Raw genomic sequence first — 14,857 nt, 5'->3', positions numbered from 1 at the left:
CTCCCGCGCCCCCCCGGTTGATCATGAAGTTATTGCCACGACACGCCGCGGTGGCGGGCAATAACTTCATGATCAACGCGCGGGGATTCAGGCGGCCGGCGCCGGGGGTTCAGGCGGCCAGCACCTCGGTTAGCGTGGTTACCGCCTGGTCGATCTCCTTTTCGGTGATCACCAGGGGTGGGGCTAGCCGGATCGTCGAGCCGTGGGTGTCCTTCGCGAGGATGCCGCGCTCCATCAGGCGCTCGCACGCCTCCCGGCCGCTCATCAGCGCCGGGTCGATGTCCAGGCCGGCCCAGAGACCACGGACGCGTACGCCGACCAGGCCCTTGCCGAGCAGCCCTTCCAGGCCGGCGCGCAGCCGTTCACCAAGTTCGGCCGAGCGGCGCTGGAACTCGCCGGTGGCCAGCAGCCGGACCACCTCGATCGCCACCGCGCAGGCGAGCGGGTTGCCGCCGAAGGTGGAGCCGTGCTGGCCGGGCTTGAGCACGCCGAGCACGTCGGCGTTCGCGGCCACCGCGGAGACCGGCACGATGCCGCCGCCGAGCGCCTTGCCGAGCAGGTACATGTCGGGCACGACGCCCTCGTGGTCACAGGCGAAGGTCTCGCCGGTACGCCCCAGACCCGACTGGATCTCGTCGGCGATGAACAGCACGTTGCGGTCGGTGCAGACCTGGCGCACCCCGGGCAGGTAGCCCTCCGGCGGCACCACCACGCCCTGTTCGCCCTGGATCGGCTCCAGCAGCACCGCCACGGTGTTCTCGTCGATCGCGGCGGTCAGCGCGGCCAGGTCGCCGTACGGCACGACAGTGAACCCCGGGGTGTACGGCCCGAAGTCGGCGCGGGCGTCCTCGTCGGTGGAGAAGCTCACGATGGTGGTGGTGCGGCCGTGGAAGTTGCCCTCGGCGACCACGATGTTGGCCTGCCCGGCGGGCACCCCCTTGACCTGGTAGCCCCACTTGCGGGCCACCTTGATCCCGGTCTCCACCGCCTCGGCGCCGGTGTTCATCGGCAGCACCAGGTCCTTGCCGCACAGCTCGGCCAGCTCGCGGCAGAAGTCGGCGAACTGGTCGTGGATGAACGCCCGGCTGGTAAGCGTGAGCCGGTCCAGTTGGGCGTGCGCGGCGGCGATCAGCTGCGGGTGCCGGTGGCCGAAGTTCAGCGCCGAGTAGCCGGCCAGGCAGTCCAGGTAGCGCTTGCCGTCCACGTCGGTGAGCCAGGCGCCCTCCGCCGACGAGATCACCACCGGCAGCGGGTGGTAGTTGTGCGCTGTGTACTTCTCCGCGTCGCGCACGGCGGACGGGGTCCGCAGCATGTCCTCAATCACTTGCTTGCCTTTCCCTGACGGAGTCGCAGCGTGCAGCACTTCGGTCCGCCGCCGGCCTTACGCAGCTCGGACAGGTCGACACCGATGGTTTCGTAGCCCCGGTCGCGCAGTTTGGCGGCCAGGTCGGTGGCCTGTGCGGGCAGCACCACGTGCCGGCCGTCGCTCACCGCGTTGAGGCCCAGTACCTCGGCGTCGGCCATTGTGGCGTGCACGGCGTCGGGGAAGAGCCGACGCAGCACGGCCTGGCTGCCGGGGGAGAACGCTTCCGGCAGGTACGCCACGGTCCGCTCGTCGAGCACGGTAAGCGCGGTGTCCAGGTGGTAGAAGCGTGGGTCGACGAGCTGCATGGTGATCACCGGGTAGCCGAAGACCTCCTGCAACTGGGCGTGCGAGGCGTGCGCGGTGCGGAACCCGGTGCCGGCCAGCAGGTGGTCGCCGGCCAGCAGGACGTCGCCCTCGCCCTCGTTGACGTGCTTCGGGTCGTACATCTCGAAGCCCGCGTCCTCGAACCAGGCCCGGTAGGCCGGTGCCTCGTCGGCGCGCTGCGGGTCGCGGAACTGCACGGCCATCGCCTTGCCGTCGATCACGGTGCCGCCGTTTGCGGCGAAGACCATGTCGGGAAGGCCGGGCACCGCGGTGATCTCCTCGACGGTGTGGCCCAGATCAAGGTACGTCTGGCGCAGCTGCTCCCACTGCCGGATGGCCAGCGCGGTGTCCACCGGCGCGCTCGGGTCCATCCAAGGGTTGATCGCGTAGTCGACGGCGAAGTACGTCGGCCGGCACATCAACAGGCGCTGGCTGGTGGCGTCCATCGTCATTGTCCTGCTCCCAGGGTCGGGCGCGCCCGGCCACCGTGGCCCACGGGCTGGCGCCGTTGCTCAACGCTATGCGGCCTCAGCGGCAGGATCCACCACCGAGAGTTGCGCAGACCGAACATTCGTTGCGTCTGCGCGGCCGGGGGGAGCGATTCGTTGTGTCAGCGCGTTGCGGTGATCGACTCGTGTTTCCGGAAAGCGCGGTATCGGGGCGACCGGGACAGCCCGACTTCCGGGAAGCCGAGTGGATCAGGTCAGGCCGAGTCGATCAGGTCAAGCCGGGTGGGTCAGGTTCAGAAAACACTTCAGGGGCGGCGAACCGCCGCCCCTGAAAGGGTGTCTGCCCGGCCGGTGAACCACCGGTTGGTCGGGCTACCGGCGAACCGCCGGTGTTTGCCGGTGCATCACCGGCGAGCGGAACAGTGCCCGCTAGAAACGATCGACAAACTGTGAGTCAAGCCACTCCCGGAAGCGCTGCACCCAGTCGCCGTCGGTGGTCGGCCAGTCGAACTGCCCGGTCATCGCGAGCACTCCGATCACCACTGCGGCCAGCCCGATCAGCACGCCGAAGAGCGCGTCGGTCTTGCCGGCGACGTGCCGCCGGCGGGTGGCCATCAGGCCGAGCACCGCGAGCACCGCGCCGAAGGCGCCGAGCCCGATGCCGTACCCGGCCAGGGTGCCGGTCAGCACGAACATCGCGCCGGCGACGGAGACGATCAGCCCGAGGGTGGCGAGCAGGCTGGCCCGTGGCTTCGGGCCGCGGGTCACCGACGGCTCGGGCGTGGTCACGCCCGGGGTCGGGTCGACCGGGCGGTCGGTGGTGACCCGGTTTGTCGGGTCGACCGGGCGGTCGGTGGTGACCCGGTCTGTCGGGTCGGGCCGCGTGGTGGTGTTGTCGAGGTCGGCGTCCCGCTCGGTGGTGCGCGCCAGGGTGGGGGCGGTGCCGGCGCGGGACTCGGTCGCCACCGGGGTGGCGGTCCGGGAGTCCGTCTCGACCGGGCCGGCGGTGTCGGTCCGGGTCTCGCTCGTCACCGGGCGGGCGGTGCCGGTCCGGGTCTCGCTCTCGACCGGGCGGGCGGTGGCGGCTCGGGCCACCGCGGCGCGATCGGCGGCCCGCCGCTCGGCCTCGCCGGTCTGCCCGCCGGGCGTGGCGGCGCTGCGGTACGTCGTCTGGTCGGCGTCCCGGTCGGTGACCGTCGGTCGGCCGGCGACATCGTCGGACCGGCCCGGGTCGCTGGCCGCCGTGCTGTCCCGGTCGGCGATCTGGGTGTCGCGGCCGTCAACGCGGCCGTCGAGGTTCTCGTCCCGCGTCGGTGCCGGCTCGGACCGGCGGGACAGCGAAGGAATCCTGACCACTACACACCTCCTGATAAATGCGTGGTGGCCGATGAAGGGGGTGGCACCCACGCGGTTCTGCCCTGAAATACCCACCTGGGCGTTTCCTGACACCAATCCCGGGTACGGGGTCGGGCTCCGATCAACGGCGGGCCGGACCGACCTGCCTGGTGGGCTTTCTCGACCTGCCCGTCGTGGGCGCGGACCTGGGCGTGGGTGTGGGCGCGGCGGGGAGCAACAGCACCCCGGCCTGCTGCACGAACACCTCCCGCTTGTCGACGGCCCGGCCCTTGCCATCGAGTACGTAGCCCGTCAGCCAGACCCATCCCTGGTACGTCGGGCGCGGGTCCACGCTCACCAGCCGGAGGTGGAGCGCCCGCTCACCGGCGAACTGCACCGAGCACGCCGCGCCGATCAGCAGTAGGTCACCGGGTTTCCACTCGGTCATGTCGGCCAGTGGTCGCGTTGATCGGGATGCGGTGGCGGGCCCGGCAGGGCAGGTCGCCGCCGCAGCGGCACACGGTGCGCCAGCGCACCCAACTCCACACCGGTCGGTGCCGGCGGGCGAGGGTCAGCGCGGTGACCAAGAGATATTCGTTGTACGACACGCGCATGGCGGTGTCCTTCCGAGCAATGGTGTTCCGCCGGCCTTGTGCTGACGCTATTCCCGAAATTGTTTTCTGGGAGGGGCCAGCGCGTGACAGCATGTTCCATCCTGGCCCCCTTGTGCAATCCGCACCACCGCCCTAATGTCAGGCCACATTGACGCACGATGAATGGAATGGAATTGCGTGCGGGGCGAAACATTCGGTGTTGCAGGAGGGACGCGGTGATGTTGCATGACGGATGAAACAAGCGGTTCCACGGTCCCTCGGCGGCAGCTCGGACGGCTGCTCACGCAGCTCCGCGTGGATGCCTCGGTCTCGCTGGACGCCGCGGCCGAAGCGCTCGACTGCTCCCGGCAGAAGGTGTGGCGCATCGAGAAGGGCTTGGTCCCGGTGCGGGTGGTGGACGCCCGAGCGATGTGTGCCCTCTATCGGGTGCCCGACGCCATGGGCGAGATCGTGGCCGGGTTGGCGAAGGAGACCCGCGCCAGAGGTTGGTGGCACTCGTACGGCGATGTCGTCCCGTCGTGGTTCTCGCTGTATGTCGGCCTGGAATCCGCCGCAACGCTGATTCGCCGATATGACTCGGAACTGATCCCCGGGCTCCTGCAAACCCGGGAGTACGCAAGCGAGCTGTTCCGTCGGAAGAACCCGACGATGCGCGCGGAGGATCGGGAGAAGCTGGTCGAGGTCCGCCTGCAACGGCAGGGCATCCTCGTGCGCCGGCTGCCCACCGCACCCACCCTGCGGGTCGTCCTGAGCGAGGCGGTGCTGCGACGCACCATCCCCGATCGCCGGGCGATGGCTCAGCAGCTACGGCACCTGCTCGACGTTGCCGCACTGCCGACGGTGAGTTTGCGGGTCCTGCCGCTCGCCGCCGGTCCGCCGTTGGCGAGCGAGACCGGCACCTTCGTCCTCCTGGACTTCCCGCAGGCCTTCGGGAGGGCGTCCACCGAGCCGACCACCGTCTACGTGGAGAACATCACCGGGGCGCTCTATCTGGACAAGCCGGCCGAGGTGGCCGCCTACGAACATGTCTGGTCGGACCTGGAAGCCCTTGCCCCGGGTGAGGCAGAATCAGAGAAATTGATCACTACGATCATCGAGGAGCATCATGACTGACCTTGCCGGTGCGACCTGGCGCAAGAGCACCCGCAGCGGCGGGAGCGGCGGTGACTGCGTCGAGGTGGCCGACAAGCTGCCCGGCGTGGTGGGCGTACGGGACAGCAAGGACCCGGCCGGTCCGGCGCTGACCTTCGCGCCCGCCGCCTGGGCCGCGTTCCTGGTAGACGTCCCGCGCCACCGCCAGGGCTGACCGTCGCGCGGCTCACTCGGCCCGGGCTGGGCGGCTGACTATCCTTGGCACCCGTGCCAGAGGGACACACGATCCACCGCCTGGCGGCCCGGCACGCCGAGTTGTTCGCCGGGGACAAGGTGCACGCCACCAGCCCGCAGGGTCGCTTTGCCGACGGTGCCGCCCGGCTCTCCGGCACCCTGTTGGAGGGCACCGAGGCGTACGGGAAGCACCTGCTGCACCACTACGCCGGTGAACTGACCCTGCACGTGCACCTCGGCTTGTACGGCAAGGTCACCGACGGGCCGGGGGAGCCGCCCGAGCCGGTCGGTCAGGTGCGGCTGCGCCTGGCCAGCGACCGACACTGGCTGGACCTGCGCGGACCCACCGCCTGCGAGCTGCTCACCCCACCCGAGGTGGCCGCACTGCGGGACCGCCTCGGGCCGGATCCGCTGCGGGCCGACGCCGACCCGGAGCGGGCGTACCGGCGGATCTCCCGCAGCCCGACGCCCCTCGCGGCGCTGCTGCTGGACCAGTCGGTGGTGGCCGGCACCGGGCTGATCTTCGTGACCGAGGCGTTGTTCCGGGCCGGGCTGCCGCCGACGATGCCCGGCCGGCGGCTCGGCCGTGCCGGCTGGGACGCGCTCTGGGCCGACCTTGTCGCGCTGATGCGGCTCGCGGTCGAGCACGGCCGGATCGACACCGTGCGGGACGCGCACCTGCCGGAGGCGATGGGCCGGGCGGCGCGGGTGGACCGGCACGGTGGCGAGGTGTACGTCTACCGCCGCCCCGGAGCGCCCTGCCACGTCTGCGGCACCGAGGTCAGCCGCGGTGAGCTGGCCGGGCGCAACCTCTACTGGTGTGGTAGTTGCCAGGCCGGCTGATCCACCGCGGCGGGTGTCCACGCCGTGCCTGATCCCACCGAGGTGGGCGTCCACGCCGTGCCTGATCCCACCGAGGTGGGCGTCCACGCCGGGCTTGATCGTGCTCGATCGTGGTTGTTGTGGTGTTGGGGTGGGTTGGAGGGGACTCGAACCTGGATCGGGCGTGATCATGGGAGGGGCGGCCAGGTCGGTGAGCAGGTCGAGCGCCGCGTCCAGTGCCAGGTCCATCGGCAGTTCGTGCAGGGGCTGCCGGGTCGGCAGCGCTCCACCAGCAGGGCGCGGCGTTCCGGGTCGTGGGCGAGCAGCCGGATCGCGCCGTCGCCGTCCCAGTGGGCCAGCGCGTCTGCTTCGCGTCGGCTGTCGTCGTCCGGGTACTGGAGCTTCAGCACCGCCGCCGTGCCGTCCGGCAGGCCTGCCGGCAGCGCCAGCGAGGCGTAGGCCTGCGGGAAGGGCGGGCCGAGCCGCAGCGACCGCTGCTCGGCGCACTCCGCCAGCCACCCCGGGAGAGTGGCCAGCCAGGCTCGGCCGGTAGATCATGGTGTTCACATGTCGATCCACAGTGGTTAGCGTGGGGACGTGCAGATCGGCGTGAACGTCCCGAACTTCGGCCCGGGCACCGACCCCGACGTGCTGCGACGGTGGGCGCTGACGATCGAGGGTCTCGGGTTCGACCTGCTGATGGTCTCCGACCACATCGCGATCACCCCGGACGTGGCCGAGCAGTATCCTGCGCCGTTCTACGAGCCGTTCACCACGTTGTCCTGGCTGGCCGGGGCGACCCACCGGGTCAAGCTGGGCACCACCGTGCTCATCGTCCCGTACCGGCACCCGCTGCTCACCGCCCGGATGGCGGCGAACCTCAACCGGCTCAGCGGCGGCCGGCTCGTCCTCGGGGTCGGGGTCGGCTGGGCCCGGCAGGAGTTCGAGGCGCTTGGCGTGCCGTTCCAGCGGCGCGGCGCGCTGACCGACGAGTACCTGCGCGTGATGCGCGACGCCTGGCACCACACCGACGACTACGACAGCCCGGCGATCCCGCTCTGGGTCGGCGGCAACAGTGACGCCGGCATGCGGCGCGCGGTCCGACTCGGCGACGCCTGGCACCCGCTGCGGTTCACGCCCGGGAAGCTCACGGAGGCGGTCGGCCGGCTCGGCGCCGTCGCCGACGAACTGGGCCGCCCCAAACCGGCGGTGACGCCGCGCATCGCGCTCCAGGAAACCCGCGAACCGGTCACCGACCCGGACCGGCCAGCCGGTGTCGGCACCATCGACCAGATCATCGCCGACCTTGAGCAGATCCGGCTGCTCGGCGCGGAGGCGGTGGTGCTCGACCCGTTCAACGACGACCTGACCGAGATCCGCCAACCTGAGCGCGCCTGGCGGACCCTCGCGGCCGTTGCCGCCTACGCCAAGACCCAGGAGGTCCGATGACACCAGACGACGAGAGGTTTCTCCGCCGCGCCGTGGAGATCGCCAGCCGGGCCGGTGCGTCAGGCGAACGGCCGTTCGGGTCGCTGCTTGTCGGGGCGGACGGCACCGTGCTGATCGAGGACCACAACACTGTGGTCTCCGACTCGGACATCACCGCGCATCCGGAGCTCAAGCTGGCCCGCTGGGCCGCCCGGGAACTCGCCCCGGAGGTGGCCGCGGGCACCACCATGTTCACAAGCTGCCAGCCCTGCCCGATGTGCGCGACAGCGATCGACCGCTCCGGTCTCGGCCGGGTGGTGTACGCCCTGTCCAGCGAGCAGTTCGAGGAGGTCAAGCCGGCCACCCCGGCGCTGCCTCCGGTCCGCTACGAGGGGCCGGCGTTGTTCGACGAGGCGCGTCAGCCGATCGACAACTACTACTGACCGGGGCGGTGGGGACGGCCGTCGGCCTCTGTCGGCGGCTCAGTCGGGCTTCAATCGGGAACGCAGCCGGGCCGGCCGGACGTGGCTGAGGTCGCGTCAGCGGGGGGATCACCTCAGGCTCGCCTCCTGAGATTGCGGTGTGACGCAAGCGAAATTGACAGTCGACCGCAGCCGGAGCAGGGTTGAGAGGTGACAACGATGTCAACGGGCAAACAGGAGGAAACGCACCGCGTTCCTCCGGTGTGGCTGCGGCCCCACGCCGTACCGTTGACGGTTTTGCGGCGCAGACCCGGTCCGTCCGCCGATCCTGGCCGTATGTCCCTTTCCCCATCCGACGGTGACCAGCTGAAATGAGCGACGTGCCCCGATCCGACGCCACCACCACCCCCGCGCCCGCAGGGTCGCCCGACCTGCCCGACCTGGACGACTTCCTCGCCGGCCAGGCCCGCACACTGCTCGACACGGCTCGTCGCGCGGTCCGGGCCGAGGGCGGCTTCTGGTGGTTGACCGACGACCGCACTCCGGACCGTGGCGAACCGGTGTACACCTGGATCACCTGCCGGATGACCCACGTCGCCGCCCTCGCCCACCGCAACGGCGACCCGGACGCCGCCGCCCTGGTCGACCACGGAATCGCCGCGCTCAGCACCCTGCTGCGGGACAGCCGGTTCGGCGGTTGGTTCAGCGCGGTGGACCAGCAGGGCACGCCCGTCGACGACCACAAGGCCGGCTACGACCACGCGTTCGTGCTGCTCGCCGCGTCCAGCGCCGCCCGCGCCGGGCGGCCCGGCGCGCAGGAGTTGCTCGCCGACGTGCTGAGCGTGGTGCGGGACCGGTTCTGGGACGACGAGGCGGGCGCGGTCCGCGAATCGTGGAACCGGGACTGGACGGTCACCGAGGACTACCGGGGCGCGAACAGCAGCATGCACATGGTCGAGGCGTTCCTCGCCGCTGCCGCCGCCACCGGCGACACCAACTGGACCGACCGCGCCCTGCGGATCGCCCACCACCTGGTGCACACCGAGGCCGCCCGGCACGACTGGCGGCTGCCCGAGCACTTCACCGCCGACTGGACGCCGCTGCTCGACTACAACCGGGACCAGCCCGCCGACCAGTTCCGGCCGTACGGCTCGACAATGGGCCATTGGCTGGAGTGGGCCCGGCTGCTGCTGGAGTTGGAGGCGGTCCTCCCGCAGCCGCCACGCTGGCTGCTCGCCGACGCCCGTCAGCTGTTCGCCGCCGCCGTACGCCGGGGTTGGGCGGTGGACGGCGCGGACGGCTTCGTCTACACGATCGACTGGGACGACCGGCCGGTGGTGCGCTCCCGGATGCACTGGGTGCTCGCCGAAGCCGTCGGTGCGGCGGTGACCCTGCACCGGCGCACCGGCGACGACGCCTACGCCGACTGGTACCGGGTCTTCTGGGCGTACGCGCGTCGCTACCTGGTCGACGCCACCGGCTGGCGGCACGAGTTGGACCCACAGAACCTGCCCGCCGACACGGTCTGGCACGGTCGGCCGGACGTCTACCACGCATACCAGGCGGTGCTGCTGTCCCGCTCGGCCAACGGGCTCGGTGGCCCCGGCCCGCTCGCGCCGGGCGAGGTGGCCGCATGATCGTGGTCGCGGGTGAGGCGCTCATCGACCTGGTGGTCAGCGCCGACGGGCAGCGCGCCGTGCCGGGTGGGTCCCCGGCCAACGTGGCGGTCACCCTGGCCCGGCTGGACCAGCGGGTACGGCTGCTGGCCCGCTTCGGCGACGACGAGTACGGCCGGCAGCTCGCCGAGCACCTGAGCGCCAACCAGGTGGAGCTGGACTGGGCGGTCCACGCCCCGGAGCCCACCTCGGTGGCGGTGGCCACGTTGGACGCCGCCGGTCAGGCCAGCTACGAGTTCCGGCTGACTGGCACGGCGGACTGGCAGTGGACGCCGGGGGAGTTGCCCGACCTGGCCGGTACGCCGGCGACCGCGCTGCACACCGGGTCCCTCGCGCTCGCGCTGGCGCCCGGGGCGCGGGTGCTGACGGACCTGCTCGCCCGGGAACGCCGCCGCGACGGGCTTACCGTCTCGATCGACCTCAACCTTCGGCCGAGCATCGTCACCGACCGGGCGGCCGAGCAGGCCAGGGTACGACGCCAGGTGCCCCTCGCGAACCTGGTGAAGGCCAGCGACGAGGACCTGGCATGGCTCTACCCGGGCCGCCCGGTGGGTGACGTGCTGGCCGAGTGGCACGACGCCGGGGTGTCCTGCGCTGTGGTGACCCGGGGTGGTGAGGGCGCCTGGCTGCTCGCTCCGAACGGATCGCTGCACGAGCAGCCGGCGGTACGCACCACTGTTGTCGACACCGTCGGGGCCGGTGACTCGTTCACCGGAGGCCTGCTGGCGGCGCTCGCCGACCTCGACGCGCTCGGCGACCGGCCGGCCGACCGGCTCGCCGAGGTCACCGAGCAGCAGTGGGACGCGGTGCTCCGGCAAGCCGCCACGGTTGCCGCGCTCACCTGCGCCCGCCGGGGCGCCGACCCACCCCGCCGTGCCGAGGTCGACGCCCTGCTCTGACACGCGTCGATCATGGAGTTGTGGCGCCTGACTTGACGTGATTCAGGCGCTTTGTCACCCACCACAACTCCATGATCAACGCAGGGGTCGGGGCAGGGGTCGGGGCAAGGGTGGGGCAGGGGTCGGGGCGGGGTGGGGATCAGCGCGGGGGGGTTAGGCCTCGGGGGCGCAGGCTGGTGGGGAGCACGATTGTTGACGGCGGGGTGTCGTCGTCGCCGGCGATCCGTTGGAACAACCGCTCGGTGGCGACCCGCGCCAGCTCCCGGGTGTCGTAGGCGACGACGGTCAGCGGCCGGGGCATCAGGTGGGACAGCTCGAAGTCGTCGAAGCCGACAAGCGCGGCGGTGCTGCCCCGGCGGTGCAGCTCCTGAAGCGCGCCGACGGTGAGCCGGTTGTTGGCGCAGAAGAACGCCGTCGGCGGGTCCGCCCGGTCCAGCAGCGCGGCGACCGCCCGCCCGGCCTCCTCGGGCGCGATGAGCCGCTCGCAGACAAGCGACTCGTCAGGTGCGACCCCGGCCGCGGCCAGTGCCGCCCGCGCCCCCGCCAACCGCTCGCGCATCGTGGACACGCTCGGCGCACCGAGCAGCATGCCCACCCGGCGGTGCCCCTCGTCGAGCAACGCGCCGACAGCGGCGTGGCTGCCGCCCCGGTTGTCCAACAGCACGGCGTCGGCGTGCAGCCCCTGCGGCGGCCGGTCCAGGAACACCACAGGCATCCCCAGCTCGACCTCACGCCGCAGGAACGAGTGGTCCAGGCCCGCCGGCACCACAAGCAGCCCGTCGACCCGGCGCTGGGTGAAGTCCTGGAGCAGGGCGCGTTCCCGCTCCGGGTCCTCCTCCGACGAGGCGGTGATCAGCATCGTGCCGTGGGCGGCGGCGATCTCGGCGGCGACGCTGGCGATCGTCGCGTAGAACGGGTTCGCGATCTCCTCGATGAGCAGCCCGACTGTCGCGTTGAGCTGCCGGGAGCGCAGGTTGCGGGCGATGTCGTTGCGCCGGAAGCCCAGCTCGGCGATGGCGGCCAGCACCCGGCCGACCAGCTCCTGACCCACCGGCTCGTCGTTCACCACCCGGGAAACCGTCTTCAGGCTCACCCCGGCGTGCCGGGCCACGTCGACCATTGTCGGGCGCCGACGCGTCGTCGGCCGGGCCGGAGTCTGGGTCACGGATGGTCCTCCACGGCGGGCACCGGTCAGCGGTCGAGGGCAGCGAGCGCGTCGACCGCCTTCCGGGCGGCGACGAGCACCGGATCCCACACCGGCGCGTACGGCGGAGCGTAGCCCAGGTCCAGTGACGTCATATCGTCCACCGTCATGCCGTTCCAGAGTGCCACGGCCAGTGTGTCGATCCGTTTGGCCGCCTCGGACCAACCGACGATCTGCGCGCCGAGCAGCCGGCCGCTGGGCCGCTCCGCGATCAACTTGACGGTCATCGGCCGGGCACCGGGGTAGTAGCCGGCCCGGCTCGTCGACTCGGCGATCACCGACACGAAGTCGAAGCCGGCCAGGGTGGCCTCCCGCTCCCGCAGGCCGGTACGCCCCACCTCCAGGTCGCAGACCTTGGTCACGGCAGTGCCGATCACGCCGGCGAAGGTGGCGTACCCGCCGCCGATGTTGATCCCCGCCGCGCGGCCCTGCTTGTTGGCGTGCGTGCCCAGCGGCACGTGCACCGGCATCCCGCTGACCCGGTGCAACGTCTCCACGCAGTCGCCCGCCGCCCAGACGCCGGACAGCCCGGCCACCCGCATCCGGCGATCCACCCGGATCCCGCCGGTCGGCCCGATCGGGAAACCGGCAGCCTCGGCGAGCGCGGTGTTCGGGCGTACTCCCAGGCCCAGGACCACGACGTCGGTCGGGATCGGCCCCTCGGCCGTGACCACTGCGGACACCCGGCCGTCCCGCTGCTCCAGGCCGGTCACCGACAGGCCGGTGCGGATCGTCACCCCCAGGCCACGCATCGCCTCGGCGACCAGCTCGGCCATGTCGCCGTCGACTGTCGCCATGGGCTGGGCGCCCGCCTCGACAAGGGTCACCGACAGGCCCCGCTGGATCAACGCCTCGGCCATCTCGACGCCGATGTAGCCGCCACCGACCACCACGGCCCGGCGCGGCCGGGGCTCACCTTCCAGCCAGTCGCGCAGCGCCGCACCGTCGTCGAGAGTCTGCATGCCGAACACGCCGCCCGCGTCGGTGGCCGCCCAGGGTGGCTGCTTCGGCACCGCGCCGGTGGCGTACATCAGGTCGTCGAAGTGCTCGCGGACCTCGCCGCCGCCCTCCAGGTCCCGGGCGACCACCTCGCGGCGGTCCAGGTCGATGGAGGTGACCTCGTGGCGCAGCCGGACGTCCATCGCGTACTTCGTCCGGAACGTCTCCGGGTCGCGGGCGATCAACACCTCCGGGTCGGGCACCAGACCACTGATCCAGTACGGGATGCCGCACGCCGAGTAGGAGGTGAAGTGACCCCGATCGAAGACCAGGATCTCCAGGTCGTCGCTGTCGCGGCGGCGTCGGGCCTGCGACGCCGCCGACATGCCGGCGGCGTCCCCACCGATGACGATCAACCGTTGCGCCACAGGCTCATCCTGCCACGGTGATCAGCCACGGGTCTGTCGTGCGACGTCCCGCACCACGTCGGTGAGGCGGCCGGTGCGCTCGAACACCGCGCGCTGCCGGGCCGCTCCGCTGCCGTGTCGGCGCAACCCGCCCAGCAGATCGGTCACCTCGGCCCAGTCGCCGTGCTGCTCAAGCGCCGGCCGTAGCCGCTCGACGAACCGGTCCAGCAGCTCCCAGGCCGGGCGCAGCTCGCCGGTGGTGACATCGACGGCGTCGCCCTCCAAGCCGTCGTGTGCGGCCCGCCAGTGCGCGCCGACCAGCAGGTGGTGGTCGGTCCGCAACGCCGGCCGGTCGGCCTCGACATCCGCCATCGCGGTGGCCACCAGGGCCCGGACCAGGGCGGCGACAAGCACCGCGTCGTCCACCGACGGGCAGACGTCACCGATCCGCAGCTCCACCGTCGGGTACTTCGCGGACAGCCGGGCGTACCAGTAGAGCATCCCCTCGTCGAGCATCACCCCACTGGAGATCAACTGTCGGATCAGCCGCTGGTAGTGCTCGTGCGACTCCAGAAACGGCGTCGGCGCCACCGAGGGCCAGCGCTCCCACTCCACCGAGCGCCAACTCGCGTAGCCGGTGTCCTCACCCCCGGCGAACGGGGAGTTGGTGGTCACCGCGTGCAGCATCGGCAGCCAGGGGCGGACGTGGTTGAGGACCTGCACACCGGTGTCCGGATCGGGGACACCGACGTGCACGTGCATGCCGTTGTTGCCGGGACCGGGGACGAGGAGCCGGAACCGCTCGACCATCCGGTCGAAGCGGGGCTTGTCCACCACCGGTGGCACCGGACCGTCCACCGGACCCGTGCCGATGGCGAGCAGTCGTACGCCGGCCCGCTCGGCGGCATCGGAGAGAGCCCGACGCAGCACGCCGAGGGAGTGCCGGATCGACGACAACTCCAGCCCAGGTGGGCTGCCGATCTCGATCTGACTGGTCTGGAACTCCCGCTCCACCTGCCCGCGAAGTTCGGCCGGCACCTGCTCCATCACCAGGTCGACGGCCGGGACCGCGGCCCCGGTGTGCGGGTCGACGAGCAGGAACTCCTCCTCGACACCCACGGTGAGCAATCCGGTCGCCGCAGCCATCTCGCCGGGCGCCTCCGCCACCTGACCGGTCATCGACCCCACCGTCCGTTCCTGCCGCCGCGGTCCATCCGCATCGGTCCGTCGTCTGGTTACCCAACGTGGTGGCACCGGGAAACGTGGCGTGCTCGGGCACCCTGGCGGTTTCGCCGGGGCGACGTGACAACGGGTCCTATGCTGGGCCCGTGCCGGTGCCACTGGGGTTTGTCGGGGTCGCGTGGGTTACCGCGTTCGCCCAGCTCACCCTGCTCGCTGCCCGGCCGACCGACCTGCTCGCGAATGCCGCGCTGACCGCCCTGGTGCTGCTCGCCGTGGGGCTCGCGGCGCGGGTGCTCGGCAGGTCCGGCACGCCCGGCCCCGGGCCGCGGTGGGCTGGGCTGCGGGCCCGGTCCCGTGGACGGCGAGTGCCCCGGCAGCTCGACCCGGACGCCCCCGGTCGCCCTCGTCCCCGTGCCCCGGGACACCCCTCGGCCGCGTAGCGCCACGCCGCCGCGCGGCCGATC

The 14,857-nt window shown here is 71.7% G+C and carries 17 protein-coding genes; 8 read left to right on the top strand and 9 right to left on the bottom strand.

Annotation, left to right across the window (positions count from 1 at the left end):
- Positions 1–109: 109 nt before the first annotated feature.
- The 5 genes from rocD to AB0B86_RS31765 form a co-directional block, all read right to left on the bottom strand.
- Positions 110–1,324, bottom strand: a complete 1,215-nt coding sequence (gene rocD, locus AB0B86_RS31785; RefSeq protein WP_357411123.1) for an ornithine--oxo-acid transaminase — start codon at positions 1,322–1,324, stop codon at positions 110–112.
- Positions 1,321–2,136: a dimethylargininase gene (gene ddaH / locus AB0B86_RS31780; protein WP_357411177.1), complete on the bottom strand. Its 816-nt coding sequence runs from the start codon at positions 2,134–2,136 to the stop codon at positions 1,321–1,323. The genes rocD and ddaH overlap by 4 nt, the downstream gene beginning before the upstream one ends.
- A 432-nt stretch (positions 2,137–2,568) precedes the next feature.
- Positions 2,569–3,495 carry a thrombospondin gene (locus tag AB0B86_RS31775; protein ID WP_357411121.1) on the bottom strand — a complete coding sequence of 309 codons (927 nt, stop codon included), beginning with the start codon at positions 3,493–3,495 and terminating at the stop codon, positions 2,569–2,571.
- 121 nt (positions 3,496–3,616) lie between these two features.
- Positions 3,617–3,922 carry a hypothetical protein gene (locus AB0B86_RS31770; protein WP_357411119.1) on the bottom strand — a complete coding sequence of 102 codons (306 nt, stop codon included), beginning with the start codon at positions 3,920–3,922 and terminating at the stop codon, positions 3,617–3,619.
- Positions 3,900–4,088: a hypothetical protein gene (locus AB0B86_RS31765; protein ID WP_357420389.1), complete on the bottom strand. Its 189-nt coding sequence runs from the start codon at positions 4,086–4,088 to the stop codon at positions 3,900–3,902. Before AB0B86_RS31765 ends, AB0B86_RS31770 begins: the two co-directional genes overlap by 23 nt.
- A 225-nt stretch (positions 4,089–4,313) precedes the next feature.
- On the opposite strand from AB0B86_RS31765, the gene AB0B86_RS31760 reads away from it, so the two are divergent.
- Genes AB0B86_RS31760 through AB0B86_RS31750 form a run of 3 tightly spaced genes read left to right on the top strand, consistent with a single transcriptional unit; the run spans position 4,314 to position 6,257 of the window.
- The gene (locus tag AB0B86_RS31760) at positions 4,314–5,201 is read left to right on the top strand and encodes a helix-turn-helix transcriptional regulator (protein WP_357411117.1); all 888 of its coding nucleotides are present in this window, start codon (positions 4,314–4,316) and stop codon (positions 5,199–5,201) included.
- Positions 5,194–5,394 carry a DUF397 domain-containing protein gene (locus tag AB0B86_RS31755; RefSeq protein WP_357411115.1) on the top strand — a complete coding sequence of 67 codons (201 nt, stop codon included), beginning with the start codon at positions 5,194–5,196 and terminating at the stop codon, positions 5,392–5,394. Before AB0B86_RS31760 ends, AB0B86_RS31755 begins: the two co-directional genes overlap by 8 nt.
- A 53-nt stretch (positions 5,395–5,447) precedes the next feature.
- Complete coding sequence (locus AB0B86_RS31750; protein WP_357411113.1) at positions 5,448–6,257, top strand: DNA-formamidopyrimidine glycosylase family protein; 810 nt, start codon at positions 5,448–5,450, stop codon at positions 6,255–6,257.
- Between the two features lie 167 nt (positions 6,258–6,424).
- Here AB0B86_RS31750 and AB0B86_RS31745 read toward each other — a convergent pair whose 3' ends face one another.
- Positions 6,425–6,646 carry an aminoglycoside phosphotransferase family protein gene (locus AB0B86_RS31745; protein ID WP_357411111.1) on the bottom strand — a complete coding sequence of 74 codons (222 nt, stop codon included), beginning with the start codon at positions 6,644–6,646 and terminating at the stop codon, positions 6,425–6,427.
- A 187-nt stretch (positions 6,647–6,833) separates the two neighbouring features.
- Here AB0B86_RS31745 and AB0B86_RS31740 point away from each other — a divergent pair, with 187 nt between their 5' ends.
- From AB0B86_RS31740 to AB0B86_RS31725, 4 genes are all read left to right on the top strand, one after another.
- On the top strand, positions 6,834–7,685 hold the full coding sequence (locus AB0B86_RS31740; RefSeq protein WP_357411108.1) for an LLM class flavin-dependent oxidoreductase: 852 nt from the start codon (positions 6,834–6,836) through the stop codon (positions 7,683–7,685).
- Positions 7,682–8,107 (top strand): nucleoside deaminase, encoded by a 426-nt coding sequence (locus AB0B86_RS31735; protein ID WP_357411106.1) that lies wholly within the window; start codon positions 7,682–7,684, stop codon positions 8,105–8,107. Before AB0B86_RS31740 ends, AB0B86_RS31735 begins: the two co-directional genes overlap by 4 nt.
- Positions 8,108–8,457: 350 nt before the next feature.
- Positions 8,458–9,723, top strand: coding sequence for an AGE family epimerase/isomerase (locus AB0B86_RS31730; protein WP_357420387.1), 1,266 nt, complete (start codon positions 8,458–8,460; stop codon positions 9,721–9,723).
- A complete protein-coding gene (locus AB0B86_RS31725) occupies positions 9,720–10,661 on the top strand; it encodes a carbohydrate kinase (protein WP_357411102.1) in 942 nt (313 codons plus the stop codon). The genes AB0B86_RS31730 and AB0B86_RS31725 overlap by 4 nt, the downstream gene beginning before the upstream one ends.
- A 139-nt stretch (positions 10,662–10,800) precedes the next feature.
- Here AB0B86_RS31725 and AB0B86_RS31720 read toward each other — a convergent pair whose 3' ends face one another.
- The 3 genes from AB0B86_RS31720 to AB0B86_RS31710 are packed head-to-tail and all read right to left on the bottom strand — an operon-like array spanning position 10,801 to position 14,390.
- Positions 10,801–11,826: a LacI family DNA-binding transcriptional regulator gene (locus AB0B86_RS31720; protein ID WP_357411100.1), complete on the bottom strand. Its 1,026-nt coding sequence runs from the start codon at positions 11,824–11,826 to the stop codon at positions 10,801–10,803.
- Positions 11,827–11,852: 26 nt separating this feature from the next.
- Positions 11,853–13,232, bottom strand: coding sequence for an FAD-dependent oxidoreductase (locus tag AB0B86_RS31715; protein WP_357411098.1), 1,380 nt, complete (start codon positions 13,230–13,232; stop codon positions 11,853–11,855).
- 21 nt (positions 13,233–13,253) lie between these two features.
- On the bottom strand, positions 13,254–14,390 hold the full coding sequence (locus AB0B86_RS31710; RefSeq protein ID WP_357420385.1) for a glutamate--cysteine ligase: 1,137 nt from the start codon (positions 14,388–14,390) through the stop codon (positions 13,254–13,256).
- 149 nt (positions 14,391–14,539) lie between these two features.
- Here AB0B86_RS31710 and AB0B86_RS31705 point away from each other — a divergent pair, with 149 nt between their 5' ends.
- Positions 14,540–14,833, top strand: a complete 294-nt coding sequence (locus tag AB0B86_RS31705) for a DUF6412 domain-containing protein (protein ID WP_357411094.1) — start codon at positions 14,540–14,542, stop codon at positions 14,831–14,833.
- The last annotated feature ends 24 nt before the right edge of the window (positions 14,834–14,857 follow it).

The organism is Micromonospora sp. NPDC049047 (assembly GCF_040649135.1).
In the GTDB taxonomy this organism is placed as follows: Bacteria; Actinomycetota; Actinomycetes; order Mycobacteriales; family Micromonosporaceae; genus Micromonospora.
Note: the sequence above shows the minus strand (reverse complement) of the source record. Positions and strands in the feature narration are given on the sequence as shown.